Origin of the sequence: Kitasatospora sp. NPDC101176 (genome assembly GCF_044768035.1) — a bacterium.
GTDB lineage: Bacteria > Actinomycetota > Actinomycetes > Streptomycetales > Streptomycetaceae > Kitasatospora.
Genome location: NZ_JBIWPA010000014.1, coordinates 103,527 through 126,623, shown reverse-complemented (window position 1 = coordinate 126,623; position 23,097 = coordinate 103,527). Strand labels below are relative to the sequence as shown.

The window sequence follows — 23,097 nt, the reverse complement described above, 5'->3', positions numbered from 1 at the left end:
TCGTTCGGGGGCGTACGGTGGCCACACGGTGGCGCGTCCGTCGGACGCGGCCGCGGTGCGCGTCCCGGCGTCCGGCCGGTGCCCTCCGCGACCGCCCGGGCCGCCCGTGCCGCCGGGTTCGAGTCGGCACGCACCGCCGGAGGCCGTGATGGCGGACCGGATGGCCTTCCTGACCACCCCGCGCGCGGAGCGGGAGCGGCGGGACGCGCGGGAGCGGCTGGGGGACCGCCGGGAGGTCTACCGGCCCGGGGCGCTGCTGCCGGTGGTGGGCGGGCAGGCGGCCCGGTGCATGGACTGCGGGCTGCCGTTCTGCCACAGCGCCTGCCCGCTCGGCAACCTCGTCCCGGAGTGGAACCGGCTGGTGGCGGAGGCGGACTGGCGGGCCGCGGCGGCCCGGCTGCTGGCCACCAACAACTTCCCCGAGTTCACCGGCCGGCTCTGCCCGGCGCCCTGCGAGAGCGCCTGCGTGCTGGCGATCGACACCGCCGCGGTGACGATCAAGAACATCGAGCTGGCGATCGCCGACCGGGCCTGGGAGGAGGGCTGGGACTGCCCGCAGCCGGCCGAGCGCGCCAGCGGCCACCGGGTCGCGGTGGTCGGCTCGGGCCCGGCCGGGCTGGCCGCCGCCCAGCAGCTCACCCGGGCCGGCCACGCCACCACGGTGTACGAGCGGGCCGATCGCCCGGGCGGGCTGCTGCGCTACGGTATCCCGCCGTTCCGGCTGGAGAAGCACCGGCTGGACCGCCGCCTGGAACAGATGCGGGCCGAGGGCACCGTCTTCCGCACCGGGGTGCTGGTCGGCCGGGACGTCCCGGCGGACCGGCTGCGGGCCGACTGCGACGCGCTGGTGGTCGCGGTCGGCGCGACGGCCTGCCGCGAGCTGCCCGCCCCCGGTCGCGCGCTGCCCGGGGTGCACCAGGCCATCGACTACCTGACCTGGGCGAACCGGGTGGACGAGGGGGACCTCCCGGCCCCGCCGCTCTCCGCCGAGGGCCGGCAGGTGGTGATCGTCGGGGGCGGCGACACCGCCGCGGACTGCCTGGGCACGGCCCTGCGCCAGGGCGCGGCCTCCGTCACCCAACTCGACATCAACGTCCGCCCGCCCGCGCACCGCGCCCCCGGCCAGCCCTGGCCGACCCACCCCAAGCTGTACCGGGAGACCACCTCGCACGAGGAGTCCGGCACGGCGGAGGAGGGCGGCCGGATCTTCGCGACGACCACGCTCGGCTTCCGGCCCGGTCCGGACGGCCGGCTGGCGGCCGTCCACGTCGCCGAGGCCGAGCCGCCCGACCGAACGCCCCGGGCGGGCACCGGGCGGACCCTTCCGGCCCAACTGGTCCTCCTCGCCCTCGGCTTCACCGGACCGGACCCGGACCAGCCGCTCGCCGCCCAACTCGGCCTGACCACCGCCCCGGACGGCACCCTGGCGCGGGACGACGACTTCGCGGCGCCCGCCCCGGGCGTCTTCGTCGCCGGCGACGCCGGCCGCGGCCAGTCCCTGCTGGTCTGGGCGATCGCCGAGGGGCGGTCCACCGCCGCCGCCGTCGACCGCTACCTGCGCGGTGCCACCGAACTGCCCGCCCCGATCCGAGCCTCGGCCCGCTCCCTCGTCCTGTGACCGACGGTCCGTCAGGGTGCGCAGGAGGTCGGTGGCGCGGGCGGGACCGGCGCAGCACCGCTTCTGCCGCGGCGACCAGCGGCGCTGCTCGGCGCTGCTCGGCCCTACTCGGTCCGCAGCGCGGTGGCGGTCCGCGACCGGGCCGCCCGGCCGGCCGGCAGCACTGCCCCGAGCAGGGCGATCACGATCCCGCCGGCCAGCAGGGGGGCGAGCAGCCCGGCGGTGTAGACGTGGGACACGCTCGGCGGCAGATGCCGGCCGATCGCGCTCCCCATCGGGGCCAGCGTCGCCCTCTCCACCGCGACCCCGAGCGGGACCCCGATCAGGCCGGCGATCAGGCCGGTGAGTGCCACCGAGGTCAGGACCATCGCGACGGTCTGCCTGGGCGTCATCCCGAGGGCCTTGAGGATCCCCAGGTCATGGACCCGCTCCCGGGTGTCCTGCACCACCACGCTCAGCACCCCGAGCGCGGCGACCGCGACCATCATCAGCGTGAGTGCGACCACCAGGGCGCCCATGGTGATCACCACGATGTTCTTGCCCCCGTCCGAGTGCGGCTGGACCGAGGCGTTCAGCGGGGTCAGCGCGGCGGCGGCCGAGGCGGACCAGTCCGGTCCGTCGACGTCGTCGGCCAGCTCGACGTTGAACTGGTCGATGTGCGGGGCGAGACCGGCGGTGGTGAAGGTGGCCGCATCCGTCATGACCGTGTAGTCGCCCTGGTTGGTGTCGAAGTTGATGCCGACGACCTTCAGCGACAGGTGCGCGTTCTGCTGCACCACGGCGACGTCGTCACCGACGTGGATCCCGACCGCCGAGGCCAGCTTGTCGCCGACCACGGCCTCGCCGGGCGCCGAGTACCAGCGGCCGGACAGCAGCTCCATGCGCGTCCAGGAGAAGTCGCCGGTGACCGTGAACACCCTCGGCGGTTCGCCGCCGGGCGGGGCGCCGACCATGGTCGCGCCGCTTTCGCCCCAGCCGAACGCGGCCTTCGTGCCCGGGATCCCGGCGAGCGCGGCGGCCACCTCGTCGGCATCCAGGTACGGGTGGCGCGGGTCGTCGGGGCCGTAGAGGCCCCACGGGACGCCCAGGGCGGCCGTGGGGATCACGAACTCCGACCCGACGTTGAAGCCTGCGGTGCTGGCGTCCAGGTACTTGTTGAACCCGGTCTCCAGACCCGCCGCGAACGTGGCACTCACCACGCCGAACAGCACCGCCGCACCGACCAGTACGGCCCGGACCGGCTTGGCGAACGGCTGGGCCAGCCCCAACGACACGGCCCGGGGCAGCGGCAGCCGCGAGGCCAGACGCTGCGCCGCCCGACCGCCGCCGGTCTCGGGGGCACGGCCGACCACCAGGGCCCGGACCGTCGGCATCCGGCCGGCCCGCAGTGCCGGGATCGAGGCCGTGACGCCGACGACCAGCAGGGTGCCCAGCGGCACCACGGCACTGACCCACCACGGGATCGTGGCACTGGCCGCGCCGAGCTGCTTCGTGGCGCCGTCCAGGATCGGCACGGCCAGGAGGTTGCCGGAGACCGTGCCGAGCACCAGGCCGAGTGTCGCCGGGATCACGGCCTGCGCGGTGTAGGCGCGGGCCACCTGCGACGGGGTGAAGCCCAAGGACTTCAGGATCCCGATGCGCCGGGTTCCCGAGGCCGCGGCCCCGCCGACCACGATCGAGATGATCAGCACCGACATGAGCAGGCCGAGGATCCCGAACGCGACCAGGAACGGCACGTACGCCTTGGCGTTGCCGGTCGCCTGCTGCTCCGCGGTCAGGTACGACTGTCCGGCCTCGACCGCGCCGGCCGGCGCGGCCGAGGCCACCGCCTGCTTGTCGACGGCGATGTCGGCGGCGGTCCCGGCCTCGGCGAACCGGTAGAGCATCTGCTCGTCGGACGTGGCACCGGCGGCGGTGAGCCGCGCGAAACCGTCGGCGGTGGCGAAGGCGGTCGCGCTGTCGGTCACCGAGCCGCCGAAGCCGACGACCTTGAACGACGGCTTGCCCGGCAGGGAGGAGAACACCACCGAACTGCCGAAGCAGTCGACGGCATAGTGCTGCCACGGCAGGGCGATCTCGCCCGGGCCGGTCGGCCAGCGCCCCCGGGTCAGCGCCAGCTGGTCCATCCCGGAGGTGCTGCCGAGGTCGGGCCGGGTGGTGACGGTGATCGGATGGTTCTCCGTACCGGCGAAGTCGTTCTCGGGGCAGTCCGTGCCGACGGTCGTGTCCAGGGCGGCGGCTACCGGGTACGGCCCGGCCGCCTCGGTGACGCCGGCGGCGTGAGCCGTGGCGGCGGCCTGCGCGGCCGTGACCTTCGAAGCGTCGAACTGGACCGCCAGGTGCGCCCCGTTCCGAGCGCTGAAGGCGTGCTGGAACGGGGCCTGCACGACAGCCAGCAGACCGAGGGAGAGCACGGAGGACGTCACCGCGGCGAACGTCGTCAGAGCGATGACGAGGGACTGGACCCGACGGCGGCCCACGCCGGAACGTACGACCCTGCCCAGGGCGCTCACCGGCTCACCGCCGGCAGCGGGCGGGCCACGGCCCGGAATCCGACCCCGGAGACGCGCCGAGGCATCGGCGGCTTGCGCAGCGTCATCCGACCGCTCCCGCCGGACGGGTCAGCGGCGTGCGGGCGGCCTGGCCGGTACCGATGCCGTCGTCGACGACGTCCCGCTCGACCGCGCCGTCCACCAACTCGATCGTGCGGCGCGCGGTGCTCGCGGCCAGCTGCACGTCGTGGGTGACCAGCAGGATGGTCTGGCCGTCGGCGTTCAGCTCCAGCAGCAGCCGGCGCACGTCCTCGGCCGAGCTCGAGTCCAGAGCGCCGGTCGGCTCGTCGGCCAGCAGCAGCGCCGGCTCGTTCATCAGGGCCCTGGCCACCGCCACCCGCTGCCGTTGCCCGCCGGACAGCCGCTGCGGATAGGCCTGGGCGTGCCGGTCGATGTCCAGCGAGCCGAGCAGCTCGACGGCCCGCCGCTGCGCCTCGCGCCTGCCCATCCCGGCCAGCTGCGCCGGAACCATGACGTTGTCCAGCACGGTCAGGTCGTCCAGCAGGTTGAAGAACTGGAAGACCATGCCGACGGAGGCCCGGCGGTACCTCGCCGAATCGGCCTCGCCGAGCTGGTCGACGCGGGTGCCGTCGACGGTCACGGTGCCACTGGAAGGCTTGTCCAGACCCGCGATCAGGTTCAGCAGCGTGGACTTGCCGCTGCCGGAATGGCCGAGGATCGCCACGCACTCACCGGCCGCCACGGACAGGGTGACGCCGGCCAGTGCGGGCGGGCCGTCGTCGTACGTCTTCGTCGTGTCGCGAAGATCGATCATCGGTGCGTTCGTCATGGCCACGAACCTAGGAACGGACCGCGATCCACCGCGTCGGCCGGCGGATGTCACCTCTTCCGGGCCATCGGCCCGGCGGCGTACCCGGCGTACATCCCCGGGGCGACGCGAGGAGCCGGGGCCACTGAATACGATCTCCGCATGGAACAGCTTCTCCAGCGTCTGTCGACATCGAAGCGCGTGACCTGGCTGATGTCGCAGGCCGCGGTGCTGGCCACCGCATGCCTGTACGCGCTGATCCTCGCCCTGACGATGCTGCCCACCGACTGGGCGCACTACGACGGCCTGTTCCGGTTCCCCGACATCGAGCCCTTCCAGATGCTCGGTCTCTGCGTCGTGCTCGCCCTGCCGGTGCTTCTGGTGCGCCGTCTGCCGGCGGCGGTCTTCGCCGCGGTCCTGGGCGAAGCGGTCCTCGGCGATCTCTTCGGCGCGCGGCCCTTGATCGTGTTCGTCCTGCTCGTCGGCCTGGGCTGGTACCTCGCCGTCCGGCGGCCGAAGGCTGCCGCCCTCGGCTCCGTCGCGGCCGTCGCGGCCGCGTTCCTCAACTGTCTCCACGGCCGCGAGCAGACCGTCGGCGACGCGTCCCAGTGGGCCGGGCAGTTCGCGTTGTGGTTCGCGGTCGCGTGGGTCTTCGGCGGGGTCTACCGCAAACGCGGTGAATACCTCGAAGCCCTGCAGGAGCAGACCGCGGCCCGCGTCGTCATGGCCGAGCGGCTGCGGATCGCCCGCGAGCTGCACGACAGCGTCGCGCACAGCATCGGGATCATCACGGTGCTGTCGGGAGCGGCGGCGCGGGTCGTGGAGACCAAGCCCGAGCAGACGCGGCAGGCGCTGACCGGCATCGAGACCACCAGCCGGGAGACGCTGCTGGAGCTGCAGCGCATGCTCGGGGCGCTCCGCCGCGCCGAGCCGGACGACGCCACGCCGCAGGCCGCTCCGCTGGCGCCGGCCGGCAGCCTGGCCGACGTCCCGCAGCTCGCCGAACGCACGGCCGGCGCCGGGGTGCGGGTTCAGGTGACCTGGCGGGGCGAGCGGCGTCCACTGCCGCCGGAGATCGAACTGTCGGCGTTCCGGATCATCCAGGAGTCGGTGACGAACGTGGTGCGGCATTCCAGGGCGCGGATGTGCCGGGTCGCGGTCGGCTACGAGCCGGAAGGGGTGACGATCGAGGTGGTGGACGACGGGGACGACGGTCTCGGGGGGCCGGGCCGTCCGAGGCCCTCCGCGGCCGGCGGGAGCGGCTTCGGCCTGCTCGGCATGCGCGAACGGGTGACGTTGCTGTCCGGCCAGTTCAGCGCCGGCCAGCGCCCGGAGGGCGGATTCCGGGTGACGGCGAGGCTCCCGGCATGAGCGTGCGGGTACTGCTGGTCGACGACCAGCCGCTGATGCTGGTCGGGCTCGGGATCCTGATCGGCGACACCGACGACCTGGAGGTGGTCGGCCAGGCCGGCGACGGCCGCGAGGCGGTGCGCCTGGTGCGCGAACTGCGGCCGGACGTCGTGGTGATGGACATCCGGATGCCGGGCGTGGACGGGATCGAGGCGACCCGGCAGGCGACCGCCGAGCCGGACCCGCCCAAGGTCCTGGTGCTGACGACCTTCGACCACGACGAGTACGTCTACGGCGCACTGCGCGCCGGGGCCAGCGGATTCCTGCTCAAGAGCATGGCCCTGGACGCGATCCTGGAAGCGATCCGCGTGGTGGCCGCGGGCGACGCGCTGATCGCGCCGAGCGTGACCAGACGGCTGATCGCGGACTTCGCCGGAACGTCCGGCCCCGCGGCCCCCGAACCGGACGACGGGCCCGCCGTGGACCCGAGTCCCCTCGCGGGGATCACCGACCGGGAGCGCGAGGTGCTGGCACTGGTCGGACAGGGACTGTCGAACACCGAGATAGCCGAGCGGCTGGTGATCAGCGCGGCGACCGCGAAGACCCATGTCGCGCGGCTGTTCGCCAAGCTCGAAGCCCGGGACCGCGTCCACTTGGCGATCATCGCCTTCGACACCGGACTCGTGCCGCGTCGACGGTAGGGGCGGACGACGGGGGCCGGATCGGAAGAACGACCGCGACCACGGGTCCGCTCACGCCACCGTCCTACCAGCACGCTGACCAGCCCGTTCAGGACGGCGCGAGCGCACTGTTCCGGGTGCGTTCACCGAATGCTCGCCCGACGTCTTGTGCGGTGTGCGGGCGGCGACGTTGGATGGACGGCATTCCGCCGTCCGTCGCGTTCACGTCACCTGTCACGGAGCCCCGATGCCCCTGTCGTCCGTCCGCCACGCCACCCGCAAGGCCGCCGCGGTCTGCGCGGCCGCCGCCGTGCTCGGCACCGTCGCCGCCGCCCCCGCCACGGCCGCCACCGGCGTGGCGGCCGAGACCGCCCCGGTCACCGCGCCCGCCCTGGACGTCCTCACGTACAACGTGTTCCTGATGAGCACGTCCCTCTACCCGAACTGGGGTCAGGACCACCGCGCCCAGGCGATCGCCGCCGCGGACTTCTTCCAGGGCCACGACGTGGTCGTGCTCGAGGAGGCCTTCGACAACGCGGCCTCCGACGCGCTGACCGCCAGGGCCTCGGCCGCGTACCCGTACCACACGCCCGTGGTGGGCCGCTCCACCGGCGGATGGGACGCCACCTCCGGCAGCTACAGCTCCACCACCCCCGAGGACGGCGGCGTCACGCTGCTCAGCAAGTGGCCGATCCTGCGCAAGGAGCAGTACGTCTTCAAGGACGCCTGCGGATCCGACTGGTGGTCCAACAAGGGCTTCGTCTACGCCGTGCTGAACGTCAACGGGCTGCGCACCCACGTGGTCGGCACCCACCTGCAGTCCACCGACTCCGGCTGCTCCAGCGGCCAGCCGGCCGACGTCCGGGCCAAGCAGCTCACCGCCATGCGGGACTTCCTGGACGCGAAGCGGATCCCGGCGGACGAGCCGGTGCTGCTCGCCGGCGACCTCAACATCGACTCGCACGGCTCCGAGTACCAGGCCCTGCTCGACAACGGGAACCTCGCCCCGGCCTCCGCCCGCACCGGCTGGCCGTACTCCTTCGACACCGTGGACAACTCCATCGCCGCCTACCGCTACCCGGGCGAGCCCAAGGAGGACCTGGACTACGTGCTCTACCGGGCCGACCACGCCCGGCCGCAGCAGTACACCAACCAGGTCGTGCGCACCCACAGCGCGCCGTGGACGGTGAGTAGCTGGGGCAAGAGCTACACCTACACCGACCTCTCCGACCACTACCCGCTCGCCGCGCACTGAGCCGGGCGCGGGCCGTCCGCGCGCTCGCCCCTGTCCTCGCCCGCGCCGCGTCAGGGTCCGGGCACGGGTGCGGGAAACCGGGGTGCGGCGGCCCGCGCCGGTCTGGGACCATGCGGGGATGTCCCAGCTCCTGGAGGCCATGGTCCTCCGTCACACGCACCGCGTCCCGGTGCCGCCCGGCCCGGCGGGCGACGGTGCCGCCGCGGCGCGGCAGTTCGACTCCGCACTGATGTCCGTGGGCTTCAAGCTGTCGGCGGAGCTGCTGGAACGGCTGTCGGGGACGGCCGAGGAGGCCGTCCGCGAGACCGCCGTGCGCACCCTGGCGACCGTCCGCGCCATGGTGGGCGACCACGTCGCGCACAACGTCTACTTCGTCGACTTCCCGCGCCACGTGCCGGACACCCTCGACTTCTGGATGCGGTGCATCGTCGGCGCGCTCGACGACCACGCGTCGCGCGAGGGCGTGCTCGCGCAACTGAGCACCGGCACGGTCGACCTGCTGACCCTCCCCGGGTACGGCGTCTACGGGCACGCGTACGCCGAGGTGCTCGCCGCCCACGACGAGCTGATCGCCGCCGCCGGCGACCGGCTGACGGTCCTGCACCTCGGCGGCGCCCCGGACGACGAGGTGACGGCGCTCTACCTGGCCCTGGCCGGCAGCGCCACCCCGCTCGGCGAGGAGCACCTGCGCGACCTCGGCGTGCTCGCCGGGCACTGCGTCGCCGGCCCGCAGCCCGCGGAGATACCGGTGCGGGAGAACCGCGCCGTCGTCAACCGCGTGCGCCTCGACGCCGGCGCGGACCTCCTGCTGGACACCGTCACCGACGTGCTCCGGCTGGCCTGCGCGCTGTCCGGGGGCGACGTCACCCTGATCGAGCCGACCAGGTTCCGGTCGATGCCCCGCCCCGTCCGCCGCGCGCTGCTGGCCGGCCTGGACGCGGTGGTCGCCGCGGCACCCGCCAAGCTCGCCGACGTCACCGCGCACCGCGAGGCGTTCAAGCGGCTCGGCGAGCGCCTGCACCCGCACGAGCACCCGCGCTGGCCGCACGCCGCCGAGGTGTTCGCCGTCGCCCGGGGCGAGCGGGCGGCCCGCTCCCTCGACAGCCTGGTCCAGGAGCTGCTCGGCGCGGGCGACGTCACCGGAGCGGTGCGACTGCTGGCCGCCGCCCCCGGCCGGCTGTTCCGCGCCCTGGACCACCTGCTGCGCGCCTGCCGCACCCGGGACGAGCGGGACGCCGTGGTCGCCGCCGTCGAGCGGGCCGCCCCGCAGGTCTCCGGCCGGGTCCTCCTCTCGCTCCGGGAACACCTGCAGAACCGCACCGGGGCGACGGACGGGCGCCGGCTCTTCGTGAACCGGCTCGGCCGCGCCTGGGCCGCCGCGGACACCCGCGTGCCGCTGCCCGAGCCCGAGCGCAAGCGGCTGATCGAGGCACTGGACGCGGAGACCGGCCGCCGGCTGCCCGCCCCGGGGCACCTGCTCGTCGACCCCGCCGTCCTCGACGTCGCGCTGCCGCTCAGCGGCCGGGCGACGACCGGCGGCCTCGGCGTGCTGCCGCGCGGCTCGCTCTCGCCGGTCGACGGCGAGCTGCTGCGGTTCTTCGTGTACTGGAAGCAGACCAGGAAGAGCACCGACTTCGACCTGTCCGCGCTGATGCTGGACGGCGCCTACCGGACGGTCTGCTGGCTGTCGTACACCACGCTGACCCAGGTCGAGGGCGAGCACTCCGGCGACATCACGGACGCCACCCACGGCGCCTCGGAGTTCATCAACCTGCGCCTGGGCGCGGTGCGCGGCTCCTTCATCGTGCCGCAGGTCAACATCTACGACGGCGAGGGCTTCGAGGAGGTCGAGGAGTCCTTCTTCGGCTTCATGCTGCGGGAGTCCGAGCAGCAGGGCATGCCGTTCGAGGCGCGCACCGTCCGGATGAAGTCGGAGTTGCGCGGCCCGGGCCGGGTCGCGCTGCCGCTGGCGTTCCTGCGCGACGGGGACGGCCGCTGGCACGCCAAGTGGCTGCACCTGTACCTCCGGGGCACCCCGAGCGCCAACCAGGTCGAGGGGAACCGGGTGTCGGTGGCCACGCTGCTGCGCGGCATCGTCGAACGGGATTTCCTGACGGTCCGTCATCTCGCGGGCCTGCTGGGCGAGCGGGCCGCGGCCACCACGCTCTGGGACGGCGGGGCGGTGCCGCCCGGCCCCGTCACCTACGTCGGTCTGGCGCGGCCGGAGGGGCTGCACCCCGACTCCGTGGTGGTCACGCCGGAAAACCTGCGCGACCTGATCCCCGCCTGACTGCTACGGTGGACCTCGGTGAGGCCATGAACGGGCTTCCTTCTCACTCCACTTGAACTAGTCCGTTCGCTTTCCTCGCCCTCGACGCACGCCGGGGGTGCCGCCACGGCACCCCCGGCGTCGTCGTTCCCGGTGCTTGCGGTGCTTCCGGTGTTCCGGGTGTTCCGGGTGTTCCGGGGTGTTCCGGGTGGACGAGCGCGGTCGGCGCGCCGGCCGTGGGCTCCCGCCGGTCGGTCCACCGGCCCGGGCCCGTCGGTCACTTGACGCCGCGGCCGGGGCGGCCCGGCACGGCCCCGCGGGGCCGGGGAACGGTGCCGAAACGGGCAGGCGCGGAGAAGCGCACGCCCCGCGGCTGCCCCTAGCATGGGCAGTATGGACATCACCATCTTCACGACCGTCCTCCCGCACGACGACCCCGACGCGTCGCTGCTCTTCTACCGCGACACCCTGGGGTTCGAGGTCCGCAGCGACGTCGGACACGGCAGGATGCGGTGGATCACCGTCGGCCCCGTCAACCAGCCCGGCACGTCCATCCTGCTGGCGCCGCCGGCCGCCGACCCCGGGATCACCGAGGACGAGCGCCGCACCATCGCCGAGATGATGGCCAAGGGCACCTACGGCTGGATCCAGCTGGCCACCCCCGACCTCGACGCCACCTTCGAGAAGGTGCAGGCCAGCCGGGCCGAGGTGGTCCAGGAGCCGACCGACCAGCCCTACGGGGTCCGCGACTGCGCGTTCCGCGACCCCGCCGGCAACATGATCCGGATCCAGGAGGTGCGCTGAGCCCGACGCCGGCGCGGACCGGCGGGCACCCCGCCGCCGAGCAGGAAGTCACCCCAGGCACGTGTCGACGTCGACGAGAGGAGTTCTGTCATGTGTCACCCCGGGTGGGGGCGCGCCCGCGCCGCGGCGCAGCGCCTGAACGACCTGGCGCTGCTGCGCCGCGTCCGTGACCGGATCGATCGGGAGTACGCACAGCCCCTGGACGTCGAGGCGCTCGCCCGAGGCGCCGGGATGTCGACCGGGAACCTGAGCAGCGCGTTCCGGCTCGCGTACGGCGAATCGCCGTACGGGTACCTGATGGCGCGCCGGATCGAGCGTGCCGCGGCGTTGCTGCGGCGTGGTGAGCTCAGCGTCACCGAGGTCTGCTCCGCGGTCGGCTGCTCGTCGCCGGCCAGCTTCAGCGCGCGCTTCACCGAGCTGGTCGGGATGTCCCCCGGCGCCTACCTCCGCCGCACGTCGGGCGGTGCGGCACAGGGGCCGGTACGGCTGCCCGCGCAGTCGGCGAGACCGGTCAGGAATCGAGAAGCGCCGGTCAGCGGGCTGCAACTAGCTTGATGGACATGACCTCCATCGAAAGCATCATCCTCGAGGCCGCCGACCCCACGGCCGCCAAGCACTTCTACACCACCGCCTTCGGCCTGGACGCGCAGCTGCGGGTGCAGGGCATCCAGGCCCCGACCGACGGTTACCGTGGGTTCACGCTCTCGCTCACGGTGGCCCAGCCGGGTGACGTCGACAGCCTCGTCGGCTCCGCCCTGGAGAACGGCGCCACCGCCCTGAAGCCCGCCGCGAAGTCCCTCTGGGGCTACGGCGCCGTCCTCCAGGCCCCGGACGGGGCGATCTGGAAGATCGCGACCTCGGCCAAGAAGGACACCGGCCCGGTCACCCGGAAGATCGACCAGTTCGTGATCCTGATCGGCGTCGCGGACGTGGGCGCGAGCAAGCGCTTCTACGTCGAGCAGGGGCTCACCGTGGCGAAGAGCTTCAGCAAGATGTACGTGGAGTTCGACGGCGGCGGGGGCGCGGTCAAGCTCGCGCTGTACCGGCGTCGCGCGCTCGCCAAGGACGCGGGCGTCTCCCCGGAGGGCGACGGGCCGCACGGCCTCGTGATCGGCAGCTCCGGCACGTCGTTCACCGACCCCGACGGGTTCGCCTGGCAGCCCGCCGCCTCCCTCGCGGCCGCGTCCTGAGGTGCGACCGCCGTCCCTCCGGTCGTCGGGCCACCCGGCCCGGTGCGGTGCACCGGGCCGGGACCGGCACCGGCCGGGGGCTTCGGAGTGGCGCGGGGCCGTAGGAGCGGACCGCCGCGCGGCTCAGGCGAGGCCGAGGACGGACAGGGCGGTGGTCCAGTCGGTGGCGATCGCCCGCTGGGCGGGCACCAGGTCCACCTGGTGGTTGCAGACGGCCCGGTAGAGCTTGTACTCGACGGAGTCCTTGTCGAGGGACGTCCCGTCGCCGGAGCCGGTGGCGTAGTGCGGCTCGGGCCACAGGTTGCGCGGGTCGGTCGGGTGGCCGCCGAGCGACAGCGGGATGAAGTGGTCCTCCTCGTAGTCGGCGGTGCTGGTGTCGGCGTAGCCGTACTGGGCGATCTGCTGGACCTTCAGCCGGTTGGTGTAACTGGTGGAGGGGCGGATCGAGGTGCTGTAGCCGCCGACGCAGATGGTGTCGTCGATCGTGTCCTGGGTGACGTCGGGGTTGGTGGCGCCGGGCGTACAGGCCGGGTCGGGCAGCGGCAGGTAGGCCTGCGAGCAGGTGGCGGCCGTGGCGGCGCGTCCGGCGGTGTGGGTCGCGGGGGCGGCGTGCGCGGTGCCGCCGGTGGCGAGGGCGGCCGCGGCGAGCACGGCGGTGGCCAGGGCGGGGGCGAGACGGTGGGGGCGAGGCATGGGGGCTCCCTGAAGGGCTCGGCTCGGTCGGCCAAGCGGTGTGTCCATGCCATCACCGGTCGGTCTATGCGGGTAGACCGGAAGTGGTGAATATTTGACCAAGCGTCAGTCAATGATCCTTTGGGTGTTCTTGGCTTGACGGGGCAGGGCAGTGCGGTGCCCGCGCGGCGCCGGTCGGCCCGGGTGGACGGGCGACGGGCGGCCGGGTGGCGCGCGGCTCGACGGGCGGTGAACGGGTGGGTGGCGCCGGTCCCGACGGGTGGTGAGGACGGACGCCGGACGCCGCCCCACCCGGTGCGGGCGGGGCGGCGTCCGGCGTCCGGTGAGCGCCGAGCGGCGTCAGAACAGCGGGAGCCGGCGCAGGAAGACGTCCGTCACGCCGTTGGTGTCGCCCGGGGCGAGCGTGCCGTCCTCCGAGGTGAACAGCACCGTGGTGCCGAGGGCGTCGACGAACGGGTCGTCCGAGGCGCCCGCGGTCTGCGAGCCGTCGCCCGCCACGCTGACCCGCTCGGTGCGGCCCGTCCAGAGGTCGCGCCGGAAGACGTCCCGGGTGTTGTTGGTGTCGCCGGGCACCAGGTTCTCCGCGGCGGAGCCGAAGTAGACCCAGTGGGCGTCCGCGGTGATCTGCGCGCCGAGGGAGTCGCCGGTGGTCGTCGTGCCGGGGAGCCCGGCGCTGACGAGGGTCTCGGTGCCGCGCTTCAGGTCGCGCGCATAGACCTCGTAGTGGCGCGCCCAGGGGTCGCCACCGTCGTTGACCAGGGTGGAGAAGACGGCGTACCGGCCGTCCGCGCCGAGCGCGGGCCGGGCCGCGCCCCGGTAGCCGCCCGCGCCGTCGGGGCTGGCCAGGACGGTCTGCTCGGCGCGGAGGTCGCGCACGTACAGGGGGTAGAGGCGCGGCTTCAGGATCGCCGCCCCCCGGTCGTGCCGGAAGGAGTCGCGGACGAACTCCTCGTCGGAGACGGCGTCGAGCCGGGCGGTGGCCTCGGCGGCGAGGGCGCCGGGCCGGCCCTGGCCGATGATGTTGGTCGCCTTGGAGACGAAACCGACCGATCCGCCGTCGGCGCTGATCACCGGTTCGGCGGAGGAGGCGTTCGCCTCGGCGCCGTCCGCGCCGATGCTGACCACCCTGGTCCGGCCGGTCCAGCGGTCGGTGACGTAGATGTTGCCGCCGGTCCAGGTGACGGTGCCGGGCGCCAGGTCGGAGCGGTTGGACTGGTAGGCGACGTACCGGCCGTCCCAGCTGATCGACGGGTGGCCGGACTGGCGGTCGGTCTGCGGGACCGCCGGGCCGTGGCCGGTGGAGACCAGCTCGGTGCTCCCGGTCCAGCGGTCGTGGACGTAGACGTCCTCGAAGCCGAGATTCCCGCCCGGGGCGAGGTTGGTCGCGTAGGAGCTGAACGCCACGTAGCGGCCGTCGCCGCTGATCGCGGCGTCGTAGGAGTGGTCGCCGGCCTGCGCCCCGCCCGGGCCGGTGTTGACCCGCTCGGTGCGGCCGCTCCACGCGTCGCGGACGAAGACGTCGGACTTGCCGTTGGAGTCGCCCGGCACCAGGTTGGTGGCCTCCGACGTGAAGACGGCGAAGCGGCCGTCGGCGCTCAGCCCGGCGGCGTACGAGGCGCCGTCGGGCTGGGCGGCGCCACCGGGCGCGGACTGGCCGAAACCGACCGACACCCGCTCGGTGCGGCCGCGGGACGGGTCGGCCCCGGCGGGCGTCGCGGCGGTGACGGCGGCCAGCGCGGCCGCCGCCAGGACGCAGGCCGCGCGCAGCAGGCGCGGCACGGAGGTCGTTCGGGTCATCTGTCGTCCCTCCCCTGGGATCGCGCCGGCTCGCGTCGACCTCCCCGTCGGGCGCACCGGCGGCCGGCTGGGTGGCCGGCTCCGGCCGAGCCAACCGTCGCCGGCGTCCGCGGTCAACGGGTGCGGCGGCGGCAGCGGCGGATTCGCGTCACCGGGCGGGGAGCGGGCGGGCGGGGCAGGTGCGCGCCCTGCTGCCGGCGGGGTTCACGGGGCGCGGCTCACGGTGCGGGGTCCGGGGTGGGATCCGGCGAGGGGCGTGGGGTGGGATCCGGCGAGGGGCGTGGGGTGCGGTCCTCGGCGGGATCCGGGGAGGGCTGACTGCGCGTCCTGATCGAGGGCTTCCGCGCCGAGATCGCGCGCGAGACGGCGGACGGCGGATCCGGAGCCGGCAGCGGGTGACCGGCAGCGGGTGAGGAGACCGCCTCGGCGCATCCACTAGCGTGGGCCGCATGACCACACTCGACCCCGCTCGGACGGCGCTCGTCCTGATCGACCTGATGGACCGGATCGTCGCCAACCCCCTGGGCCCGCGCCCGGGTTCGGCGGTCGTCGCGGCCTCCCTGCAGCTCGCCGAGGCGTTCCGTGTCGCGGGCGCCCCCGTCGTCGCGGTGCGCGTCGAACGGCCGAACGTCGCCGAGCAGCCGCCCGGCAGTGAGCTCCTCACCGAGGTCGAGGCCGTCGCCGACGAGGTGGTGGTCAAGCGCACGATCGGCGCCTTCCACGGCACCGGCCTGCACGAACTGCTCCGGCAGCGCGGCGTGGACACCCTGGTGCTGGGCGGCATCGCGACCAACCTCGGCGTGGAGTCGACCGCGCGTGCGGCCGACGACCACGGCTACCGGCTGGTCTTCGTCGAGGATGCGATGAGCGCGCTCACCGCGCAGGAGCACCGGGCCTCCGTCGAACTGGACTTCCCGCGCCTCGGCGAGGTGGTCGGGCTGGCGGAGGTGAAGTTCGGCTGACGGGCGGTCGGAGGTCCCGTGACACGCTCGACTCCCGCGGGCCCGGATCTCTCTGGTGGCGCGCCGGACGCAGCCCTATGCTCGCGCTGTGACCACCGAGTTGATCGTCCCCGGGGCGGCGCTCGCCCTCAACGGGCTCGCCACCGCCTTCGACGTCCGTCATGCCGCCCAGTGGTGGCAACTGATCAACCACCAGTACCGCGGAGCCGATGTGACGCTGCGGACGATGAAGCGCATCGGAGCGTGTCAAGCCGCACTCGGCGCGGTGGGCGTGACTCTCGGGCTGGTGTCCTGACGGCCGGCTCGCGGACCTCCTCGCACCGCGGGCCCGGGCTCCGTCCCGCCTCCTGGAGCACGCTCAGGGGCGGTGCGCGTGCAGGGCCTCGCGCAGCCGCCCGCCGGAGGCGGTGAGGCGTCGGGCGGCGGTCGGGGCGTCGACGTCCGCGAGCAGGACCAGGATCGCGTCCTTGGCGCGGCCTCCGGTGGCGGCGAGCGCGCGCCGGACCGCCGCCTCGTCGGCGCCGGTGGCCTCGGTGACGATCCGGTGGGCCCGCTCCCGGAGCTTGGCGTTGGTGGCGCGGACGTCGACCATCAGATTTCCGTACGTCCGGCCCAGACGGACCATCACCGCGGTCGACAGCATGTTGAGCACGAGCTTCTGCGCGGTGCCGGCCTTCAGCCGGGTCGATCCGGCCAGGACCTCCGGGCCGACCTCGACCTCGATCCCCAGCTCCGCCGCCGCCACCAGTGCCGAGCCCCGGTTGCAGGCCAGACCGACGGTCAGCGCCCCGGCCGCCCGCGCGGTGCGTACGGCCGCGACCGCGTACGGCGTGCGACCGGAGGCGGAGACGCCCACCACGGTGTCGGCGGGGGTCAGGCCGAGCCCGGCCAGATCGGCCTCCGCCAGCTCCGGGCGGTCCTCGGCGCCCTCGACCGCCGCGGTCACGGCGGCCGGCCCGCCGGCGACCAGCCCGACCACCAGGGCCGGCTCGGTGCCGAAGGTCGGGGGGCACTCGGCAGCGTCCAGCACCCCGAGCCGCCCGGCCGACCCCGCCCCCGCGTACACGAGGCGCCCGCCGTCCGCCATGCGGGCCGCCGCCGCGTCCACCACGGCGGCGATCCGGTCCAGCTCCCCGGCCACCGCGGCGGGGACGGTCCGGTCCTCGGTGTTCATCAGGCGTAGCAGGTCCACGGTCGGCAGCCGGTCGATCCCGGCCCAATCGGCGCGGATCGTCTCGGTGGGCGGCACGGCGTTCTGGTTCATGCCTGCCAGCGTCCCCGGGGGCGACGACGGCCAATCCGGCCCGGCACCCGGGAGGAGGGCGGCCGGCCCGTCGCCCGCTCCCCACCGGGCGCCCCCGGACGAGGACGCCCGCGATGGGTGCCGGTCGATGCCTCCACCGACCTCCCTCGCAGGGTTGAGGACTGCTCAGGCTTCCCACCGGTGGCACGTTGCCCGGTGGTCCTCCCGCGGCGGAGGTGCGCTCGGCGGCCGGCGGGTGGCCTCGTGGCAGACTCCGCGCATGCTGATGCCGCGATGGCGCCTGCGGGCGGCGGGCAACGAGGACAGGGAGCTCGCGGCCCGTCTTGCGGGGAAGCCCTGTTCGAGATCCGTTCGCCCGCCGTTCGTGCCGCCCGGCACCCGGACGAAGCACCTGCCGCCGGGGTCGTCGAGGAGATCGACGCCTGGGCGAAGTTCTGCACCGAGCTGCTGGCGGCTTCCGGAACACGCCGGCGGCGGCGGTTGGGGGACCTCCACAGCCCGCGTGAGCGGGCGTTGACCGAGCGACCGATGAGTCACGTCTGGAACGTCAGCGGTCCTGAGCGGCGGGCCTGGATCCTTCACCAGGTCGACCGGAGCGGTCTCGGCTGGACGCCACCGCCGTCTCTCTGACCGTCCGGGGCTGCGGGTGGGCCGCCTCAGCTGTCGGCCTGCGCCGGAGGCGCAGCCGGGGCGGCCGAAGGTGCGCGCGAGGGGGCGAGCGAAGGGGTGGCCACCGGGATGCCCTGCGGTCGGCCGGAGAGGAGTGCGGCGAGGTGGTCGGCGCAGCGGACGGCGGCCTCGGCCATCGCCGTCCGGGTCATCCCGGCGATGTGCGGGGTGAGCAGGGCGTTCGGCAGCCCGAGGAGCGGGGAGTCGAACGCGGCGTGTTCCCGTTCGAAGGTGTCGACCGCGGCGGCCGCGAGCGGGTGCGCCGGGTCGCGCAGGGCCTCGGCCAGGGCCCGCTCGTCCACGATGCCGCCGCGCGCGGTGTTCAGCAGGATCGATCCCGGCCGCAGGAGGGCGAGTTCGCGGCGACCGAGCAGGCCGCGGGTCTGCGGGGTGAGCGGCGCGTGCAACGACACGACGTCGCTGCCGGCGAGGAGGGCGTCCAGGGAGGCGGCCGACCGCACCGGCGGGGCCGGCGGTCGGCGGGAGTGGGCCTGCACGGTCATGCCGAGCGCGCCGGCCCGGGCTGCGAGTGCCCGGCCGGTGCGACCGAGGCCGACGATGCCGAGGGTGAGCTCCGAGAGCTCGCGCGGTGGGGTGGCGGGGGCGCCCCAGCGGCCCTGGTGGGTGGCCCGGTCATGGGCGGGGAGGCCGCGGGTGAGGGTGAGGAGCTGGGCGAGTGCGAACTCGGCCACGGCGCCGGCGTTGGAGCCGGGGGTGTGGGTGACGGTGACGCCGTGCCGGGCCGCGGCGGCGAGGTCGACGTGGTCGGTGCCGGCCCCGGCCCGGCCGATCACCCGCAGGCGGGCGGGCCGGCCCGGGTCGGTCGCCGCGGCGAGGACGGCGGCGCGCAGGGGCACACCGCCGCGCGACTTGACGGCGTGGTAGCCGGCGCCGCGCAGGAACTCCTCGACCAGGGCGGCCTCGTCGAAGGCGTCGAGGTCGGTGAACCCGATCCGGCCGCCCCAGGCCGCGTGCGCGCCCGCCCGGTCGTCGACCCGGCGCAGGTTGAGGGTGACGTCGAGGCCGTGGCCGAGCAGGCGCTCCAGCTCGCGGTGCAGCAGTTCTCCGGGGGCGGCGTCCAGCAGCAGGACGTGCGGTCGGGTCATCGGGCGGGCTCCGTCGTGCGGTCGGGCGCCGTCAGGCCATCCAGAAGAAGACGGCCGTCATCCGCCGTTCCGGCAGCTCGGTGCCGTAGTAGGCGGTCGCGCTGTGGATCAGGTTGGCGTGGTAGAGGAGCAGCTGGTTGTACCGGTTGGGGACGCGGACGTCCTCGGTGAAGTGGTCGGCGGGCACGTGCCGGGTACCGAGCGCCTCCACCAGGTTGTTGTGCGGGGCGTTGACGTGGTTCCCGCCGAGCCGGCCGCCGGGGAACTGCTGCCGGTAGAAGCTGGTGCCGGCGTCCTTGGGTGCGCCGGGGCTGAGGTAGAGCACGGCGGCGTAGCGGCAGAGCGCGCGGGAGTCGGTGTGCGGGCGGGACTCCGACTCCCCGGCGCCGACCACCTGCACGCAGTTGTGGTTGAGCGTGCCGCCGCCCGGGGTGCTCTGGACCCAGAGCCGGGGGGCGCCGGTGGCCTTGCGGACCAGTGCCTCGACACGGGCCAGTTCGTCCGGCTCCAGCCCGGGCATGGTGCGCAGGCCGGGCCAGGTCTCGGGGCGGTGCGGATAGCCCTCGGTCCAGTCGCCGCGGGACAGGACGCGCTCGCGGACGGCGTCCGGGTCGGGGAGGACGTTGTCCAGGACCCAGTAGTCCCGGCCGCGGGTGGGCTTGCGGTAGGGCAGGACCGGCAGGGTGGTGGGCCTGATGGGCTGTGAGGGCATGGGCCGACGATAGGGGTGGGCATCACCAACCTTCTGCCGTGAGCAGGTCAACCTTTCGTCAAGTGCGGACCGTCGGCGGGCGGGAGCTCCCGGGCAGGTCAGGGGCCGGGGCGGACGGCGAAGGTGCCCAGGGCGCCCTCCAGACGGTCGAAGGCCCGGACGGCGGAGGGGCGCACCGCGGCCGCGATCGCACCGGCCTCCTCGCCGGCCAGCACGCGGTGGAACACCTCGGTGAACACCGTGCGGTCGACCGCGGCGAGCAGCCCGGCGGCGACCCGGCTCTCGAAGTCGACCGGGGCGCCGCCCTGTATCGCGGTCGAGTCGGTGGCGGCCCCGGTGGCGTGACTCCCGGTGCTGCCGGTGCTGTCGCTGTCGGCGGTGCCGCTTCCGGCGGCGCCGGCCGCCGCCAGCGCCTCGGCGAGGGCGGCCTCGCCCTGCTCGTGCAGCTCGCGCAGCCGGGCGACCAGGGCCGGGCTGTCGGTGATGGTGCGGGCGAAGGCCCGGCCGGAGAAGCCGAGCCGGGGGTCGTGCCGGTCGAGCCCGCCCAGGCAGTCGCGGCGCAGGGCGGCGAGGGCGGACTCGCCGGGCGCCCGCTCGTGGACCGCCCGGGCGAGCCGGCCGACCAGCTCCTCGTGCAGGTCGAGGAGCAGGTCCTCCTTGCGCGGGAAGTGGTTGGTGACGGTCATCTTGGCGACCCCGGCGGCGGCCGCGACCTCCGCGATGGTGGTGCGCTCGAAGCCCTGGTCGATGAAGAGCCTCGTCGCGGCGTGCGAGATCGCCTCGCGGGTGCGGCGCTTGTTGAGCTCGCGCAGGTTCGGGGTCGCCCGGGTCTCGGTCATGGCGGCAGCCTAGCGCGGTTCGCTGGGTCGGGCACAGTAATTAGGCTTGACCCATTCCATGGGTCCGTCCTAAGTTCTTCCCCGGGGGGCCGCCCGGCCGCTCGTCCACCGGGGGATCGACCGCCGTTCCGGCGCGCACGGTCCCGTCGACCCCAGCCCAGGAGGGCCCGTGTTCACCCAGCACCCCGGCGGTCTGCGCCTGCTCACCGTCCACGCCCACCCCGACGACGAGTCCAGCAAGGGCGCCGCCACCCTGGCCCGCTACGCGGCGGAGGGGGTCGACGTCCTGGTCGCCACCTGCACCGGCGGCGAGCGCGGGTCCGTGCTCAACCCGGCGCTGGACCGCCCGGAGGTCCGGGCCGACCTCGCCAGGATCAGACGGGAGGAGATGGCCGCGGCCCGGGAGGTCCTCGGGGTCCGGCAGCGCTTCCTCGGCTTCGTCGACTCCGGCCTGCCCGGGCCCGGCGAGCCGCTGCCGGAGGGCTGCTTCGCGGCCCTCCCGGTGGCGGTCGCGGCGGCCCCGCTGATCGCGCTGATCCGGGAGTTCCGTCCGCACGTGGTGGTCACCTACGACGAGACCGGCGGGTACCCGCACCCGGACCACGTGATGACCCACCGGGTCACGGTCGAGGCCTTCGAGGCGGCCGCGGATCCGGGCCGCCACCCGGAGGCGGGGGAGCCCTGGCAGGCGGTGAAGCTCTACTACCACCTGGCCCTGTCCCGGGCCTGGTTCCAGACCCTCCACGACGCCCTGACGGCGAGGGGCCTGCCGTCCGGGATGGGCGGCCTGCTGGCCGACTGGCCGGACACCCCGCCCGCCCTCGCCACCACCACCCGGATAGCGTGCGCCGACCGGTTCGCCGTGCGGGACGCCGCGATGCTGGCGCACGCCACCCAGGTCGAGCCAGGGGTGGCCTTCATGGCCCACCCGCGGGACGTCGAGCGCGAGGTCTGGCCGACGGAGGACTACCACCTCGCCCGGAGCCTGCTGCCCGGTGGGGGCGGGCGTGGTCCCTCCGGCTCGGTCGGGGGCCCGCCGGTGGGCGGAGCGGTCGAGACCGACCTCTTCGCGGGGATCCGTTCAGGAGGGGAGGATCAGCATTGGCCGTCCGCGAGTACGAAGTAGCCCGGCGCGGTCTGCCGCAGCGTGTGGGTGACGAAGGTGTTCCAGAGCCCCATGCCCTGGCCCGAGCCGAGCGCGTAGGTCTGGCCGCCGCTCTGGGTGGCCCGGCCGGCCCGCACGTGGTCGTAGTTGTCGTCGGTGAAGCAGGGGGGTGCGCCGCCGCCGGTGGTTCCGGTCACGGTGGCCGAGCGGGCGCCCACCGCCCCGGCGGCGTCGACCGCGGCGACGGCGTAGCCGTACGCCGTCCCGGGGGCGAGCCCGCCGTCGGTGAAGGACGGGCCCGTGGTGCTGCCGACGACGGCCCCGTCCCGGTAGACCCGGTAGGAGGCCGCACCGCTGACGGCCTGCCAGGCCAGGGTGATCGAGCTCGCCCCGACGGGGGCGGCGGTCAGTCCCGACGGCGCGGGCAGGCCGGGCGTGGTGGGTCCGCCGCCGTCCAGGCCCCAGAACCGTGCGGTGTGGTAGCTGGAGCAGATCGCGTCGAGGAAGTAGGCGCCCGTCGCCCCGCACTGGTCCGCTGCGGACCCGGGGTCGACGGCGAGTCCGTGACCCATGCCGGCGACGGTGAACACCGCGACGGCGGGCCGGCCCGCCGCGTCGGCGTAGTCGTCCTCGGTGGTGCCGCCCGGCAGGCTCCGGGTGCCGGTCGGGCGTCGGCCGACGCCCTGGACGTCCGTCCACTGGTCGCGCAGCTCGGTCGCGTTGACCGGTTTCACCACGGTGTCGGCGCTGCCCTGCCAGATCGCGACCCTGGGCCACGGCCCGGAGTAGCCCGGGTAGCCGGCCCGGGCCCTGTCGCCCCACTGGGCCGGGGTGAGCCCCTGGTCGGAGTTCTGGCAGCCGGAGGCGGCGGCCTGGGTGGTGGCGCACCGGGCGGGCAGGCCGGAGTCGATCGCCCCGCCGGCGAACAGGTCCGGGTAGTCGGCCAGCAGGTCGGCGGCCATCCCGCCGCCGGCGGACAGGCCGGTGACGAACACCCGGTTGCCGTCCGAGCCGTAGAGGGACTCCGCCCTGGCGACCATCTCGGCGACGGACTCCGCCTCGCCGACGCCCCGGGCGTCCTTGGCGGCGTCGAACCAACTGAAGCAGGAGAGGCTGTTGTTGGCGCTGCCGGTCTGGGGGAAGACGACCGCGAAGCCGTAGCGGTCCGCGAACGTGGTCCAACCGGAGTCGCGGTAGTAGTCGGCGGCGCTCTGCTGGCACCCGTGCAGGGCGACCACCAGCGGTGCGCCGGTGGGCAGACCGGCCGGGGTGTAGGAGTACATCGCCAGATTGCCGGGGTTGGCGCCGAAGCCGGTGACCTGCTGGAAGGTCCCGCTCGCGGTGTCGGCGCCGGCCGGGGCGGGCGCCGGGGCGCCGACGGTGAGTGCGACGGCCGTCAAGAGCCCGGCGAGGACGGGTCGGAGGCGCATGGTGGCTCCTGGGTGGGGGAGGAGTGGGAGCGG

20 protein-coding genes are annotated in these 23,097 nt (G+C 74.6%); 11 read left to right on the top strand and 9 right to left on the bottom strand.

Features of this window, described 5'->3' with window-relative positions; genetic code table 11:
• Positions 1 to 148 precede the first annotated feature (148 nt).
• Positions 149 to 1,618 carry a glutamate synthase subunit beta gene (locus ACIRS1_RS20805; RefSeq protein WP_402841859.1) on the top strand — a complete coding sequence of 490 codons (1,470 nt, stop codon included), beginning with the start codon at positions 149 to 151 and terminating at the stop codon, positions 1,616 to 1,618.
• Between the two features lie 104 nt (positions 1,619 to 1,722).
• Here ACIRS1_RS20805 and ACIRS1_RS20800 read toward each other — a convergent pair whose 3' ends face one another.
• Positions 1,723 to 4,044, bottom strand: coding sequence for an ABC transporter permease (locus ACIRS1_RS20800; RefSeq protein ID WP_402841857.1), 2,322 nt, complete (start codon positions 4,042 to 4,044; stop codon positions 1,723 to 1,725).
• Positions 4,045 to 4,213: 169 nt separating this feature from the next.
• Entirely contained in the window at positions 4,214 to 4,960 is a 747-nt protein-coding gene (locus ACIRS1_RS20795; protein ID WP_402841855.1) for an ABC transporter ATP-binding protein, read from the bottom strand.
• A 141-nt stretch (positions 4,961 to 5,101) separates the two neighbouring features.
• On the opposite strand from ACIRS1_RS20795, the gene ACIRS1_RS20790 reads away from it, so the two are divergent.
• The 7 genes from ACIRS1_RS20790 to ACIRS1_RS20760 all read left to right on the top strand — a co-directional run bounded on the left by ACIRS1_RS20790 (position 5,102) and on the right by ACIRS1_RS20760 (position 12,487).
• On the top strand, positions 5,102 to 6,310 hold the full coding sequence (locus ACIRS1_RS20790; protein ID WP_402841853.1) for a sensor histidine kinase: 1,209 nt from the start codon (positions 5,102 to 5,104) through the stop codon (positions 6,308 to 6,310).
• Entirely contained in the window at positions 6,307 to 6,990 is a 684-nt protein-coding gene (locus ACIRS1_RS20785; protein WP_402841850.1) for a response regulator, read from the top strand. Before ACIRS1_RS20790 ends, ACIRS1_RS20785 begins: the two co-directional genes overlap by 4 nt.
• A 226-nt stretch (positions 6,991 to 7,216) precedes the next feature.
• The gene (sph, locus tag ACIRS1_RS20780) at positions 7,217 to 8,224 is read left to right on the top strand and encodes a sphingomyelin phosphodiesterase (protein WP_402841847.1); all 1,008 of its coding nucleotides are present in this window, start codon (positions 7,217 to 7,219) and stop codon (positions 8,222 to 8,224) included.
• A gap of 118 nt (positions 8,225 to 8,342) precedes the next feature.
• The gene (locus ACIRS1_RS20775; protein ID WP_402841844.1) at positions 8,343 to 10,514 is read left to right on the top strand and encodes a hypothetical protein; all 2,172 of its coding nucleotides are present in this window, start codon (positions 8,343 to 8,345) and stop codon (positions 10,512 to 10,514) included.
• A gap of 372 nt (positions 10,515 to 10,886) precedes the next feature.
• Positions 10,887 to 11,297: a VOC family protein gene (locus ACIRS1_RS20770; RefSeq protein WP_402841841.1), complete on the top strand. Its 411-nt coding sequence runs from the start codon at positions 10,887 to 10,889 to the stop codon at positions 11,295 to 11,297.
• A gap of 90 nt (positions 11,298 to 11,387) precedes the next feature.
• The gene (locus ACIRS1_RS20765) at positions 11,388 to 11,852 is read left to right on the top strand and encodes a helix-turn-helix transcriptional regulator (RefSeq protein ID WP_360213711.1); all 465 of its coding nucleotides are present in this window, start codon (positions 11,388 to 11,390) and stop codon (positions 11,850 to 11,852) included.
• 5 nt (positions 11,853 to 11,857) lie between these two features.
• On the top strand, positions 11,858 to 12,487 hold the full coding sequence (locus ACIRS1_RS20760; protein WP_360213713.1) for a glyoxalase: 630 nt from the start codon (positions 11,858 to 11,860) through the stop codon (positions 12,485 to 12,487).
• Between the two features lie 123 nt (positions 12,488 to 12,610).
• Here ACIRS1_RS20760 and ACIRS1_RS20755 read toward each other — a convergent pair whose 3' ends face one another.
• Both ACIRS1_RS20755 and ACIRS1_RS20750 read right to left on the bottom strand, forming a co-directional pair.
• On the bottom strand, positions 12,611 to 13,180 hold the full coding sequence (locus ACIRS1_RS20755) for a hypothetical protein (protein ID WP_402841838.1): 570 nt from the start codon (positions 13,178 to 13,180) through the stop codon (positions 12,611 to 12,613).
• Positions 13,181 to 13,519: 339 nt separating this feature from the next.
• Entirely contained in the window at positions 13,520 to 14,977 is a 1,458-nt protein-coding gene (locus tag ACIRS1_RS20750) for a TolB family protein (protein ID WP_402841836.1), read from the bottom strand.
• A gap of 449 nt (positions 14,978 to 15,426) precedes the next feature.
• On the opposite strand from ACIRS1_RS20750, the gene ACIRS1_RS20745 reads away from it, so the two are divergent.
• Together ACIRS1_RS20745 and ACIRS1_RS20740 are read left to right on the top strand one after the other, a co-directional pair.
• Positions 15,427 to 15,939 carry an isochorismatase family protein gene (locus tag ACIRS1_RS20745; protein ID WP_402841833.1) on the top strand — a complete coding sequence of 171 codons (513 nt, stop codon included), beginning with the start codon at positions 15,427 to 15,429 and terminating at the stop codon, positions 15,937 to 15,939.
• A gap of 88 nt (positions 15,940 to 16,027) precedes the next feature.
• On the top strand, positions 16,028 to 16,234 hold the full coding sequence (locus ACIRS1_RS20740) for a hypothetical protein (RefSeq protein ID WP_402841830.1): 207 nt from the start codon (positions 16,028 to 16,030) through the stop codon (positions 16,232 to 16,234).
• 63 nt (positions 16,235 to 16,297) lie between these two features.
• Here the strand turns inward: ACIRS1_RS20740 and murQ are convergent, their stop codons facing one another.
• The 4 genes from murQ to ACIRS1_RS20720 all read right to left on the bottom strand — a co-directional run bounded on the left by murQ (position 16,298) and on the right by ACIRS1_RS20720 (position 20,529).
• Complete coding sequence (murQ, locus tag ACIRS1_RS20735) at positions 16,298 to 17,203, bottom strand: N-acetylmuramic acid 6-phosphate etherase (RefSeq protein WP_360213721.1); 906 nt, start codon at positions 17,201 to 17,203, stop codon at positions 16,298 to 16,300.
• 656 nt (positions 17,204 to 17,859) lie between these two features.
• Positions 17,860 to 18,978 (bottom strand): NAD(P)-dependent oxidoreductase, encoded by a 1,119-nt coding sequence (locus ACIRS1_RS20730; RefSeq protein ID WP_402841827.1) that lies wholly within the window; start codon positions 18,976 to 18,978, stop codon positions 17,860 to 17,862.
• A gap of 31 nt (positions 18,979 to 19,009) precedes the next feature.
• The gene (locus ACIRS1_RS20725; RefSeq protein WP_402841824.1) at positions 19,010 to 19,690 is read right to left on the bottom strand and encodes a DUF6445 family protein; all 681 of its coding nucleotides are present in this window, start codon (positions 19,688 to 19,690) and stop codon (positions 19,010 to 19,012) included.
• A gap of 98 nt (positions 19,691 to 19,788) precedes the next feature.
• Positions 19,789 to 20,529, bottom strand: coding sequence for a TetR/AcrR family transcriptional regulator (locus ACIRS1_RS20720; protein WP_402841821.1), 741 nt, complete (start codon positions 20,527 to 20,529; stop codon positions 19,789 to 19,791).
• 169 nt (positions 20,530 to 20,698) lie between these two features.
• Between ACIRS1_RS20720 and mca the strand changes: the two genes are divergently transcribed.
• The gene (mca, locus tag ACIRS1_RS20715) at positions 20,699 to 21,655 is read left to right on the top strand and encodes a mycothiol conjugate amidase Mca (RefSeq protein WP_360213731.1); all 957 of its coding nucleotides are present in this window, start codon (positions 20,699 to 20,701) and stop codon (positions 21,653 to 21,655) included.
• Here mca and ACIRS1_RS20710 read toward each other — a convergent pair.
• Positions 21,625 to 23,064: a PHB depolymerase family esterase gene (locus ACIRS1_RS20710; protein ID WP_402841818.1), complete on the bottom strand. Its 1,440-nt coding sequence runs from the start codon at positions 23,062 to 23,064 to the stop codon at positions 21,625 to 21,627. The genes mca and ACIRS1_RS20710 overlap by 31 nt on opposite strands.
• Between the last annotated feature and the right edge of the window lie 33 nt (positions 23,065 to 23,097).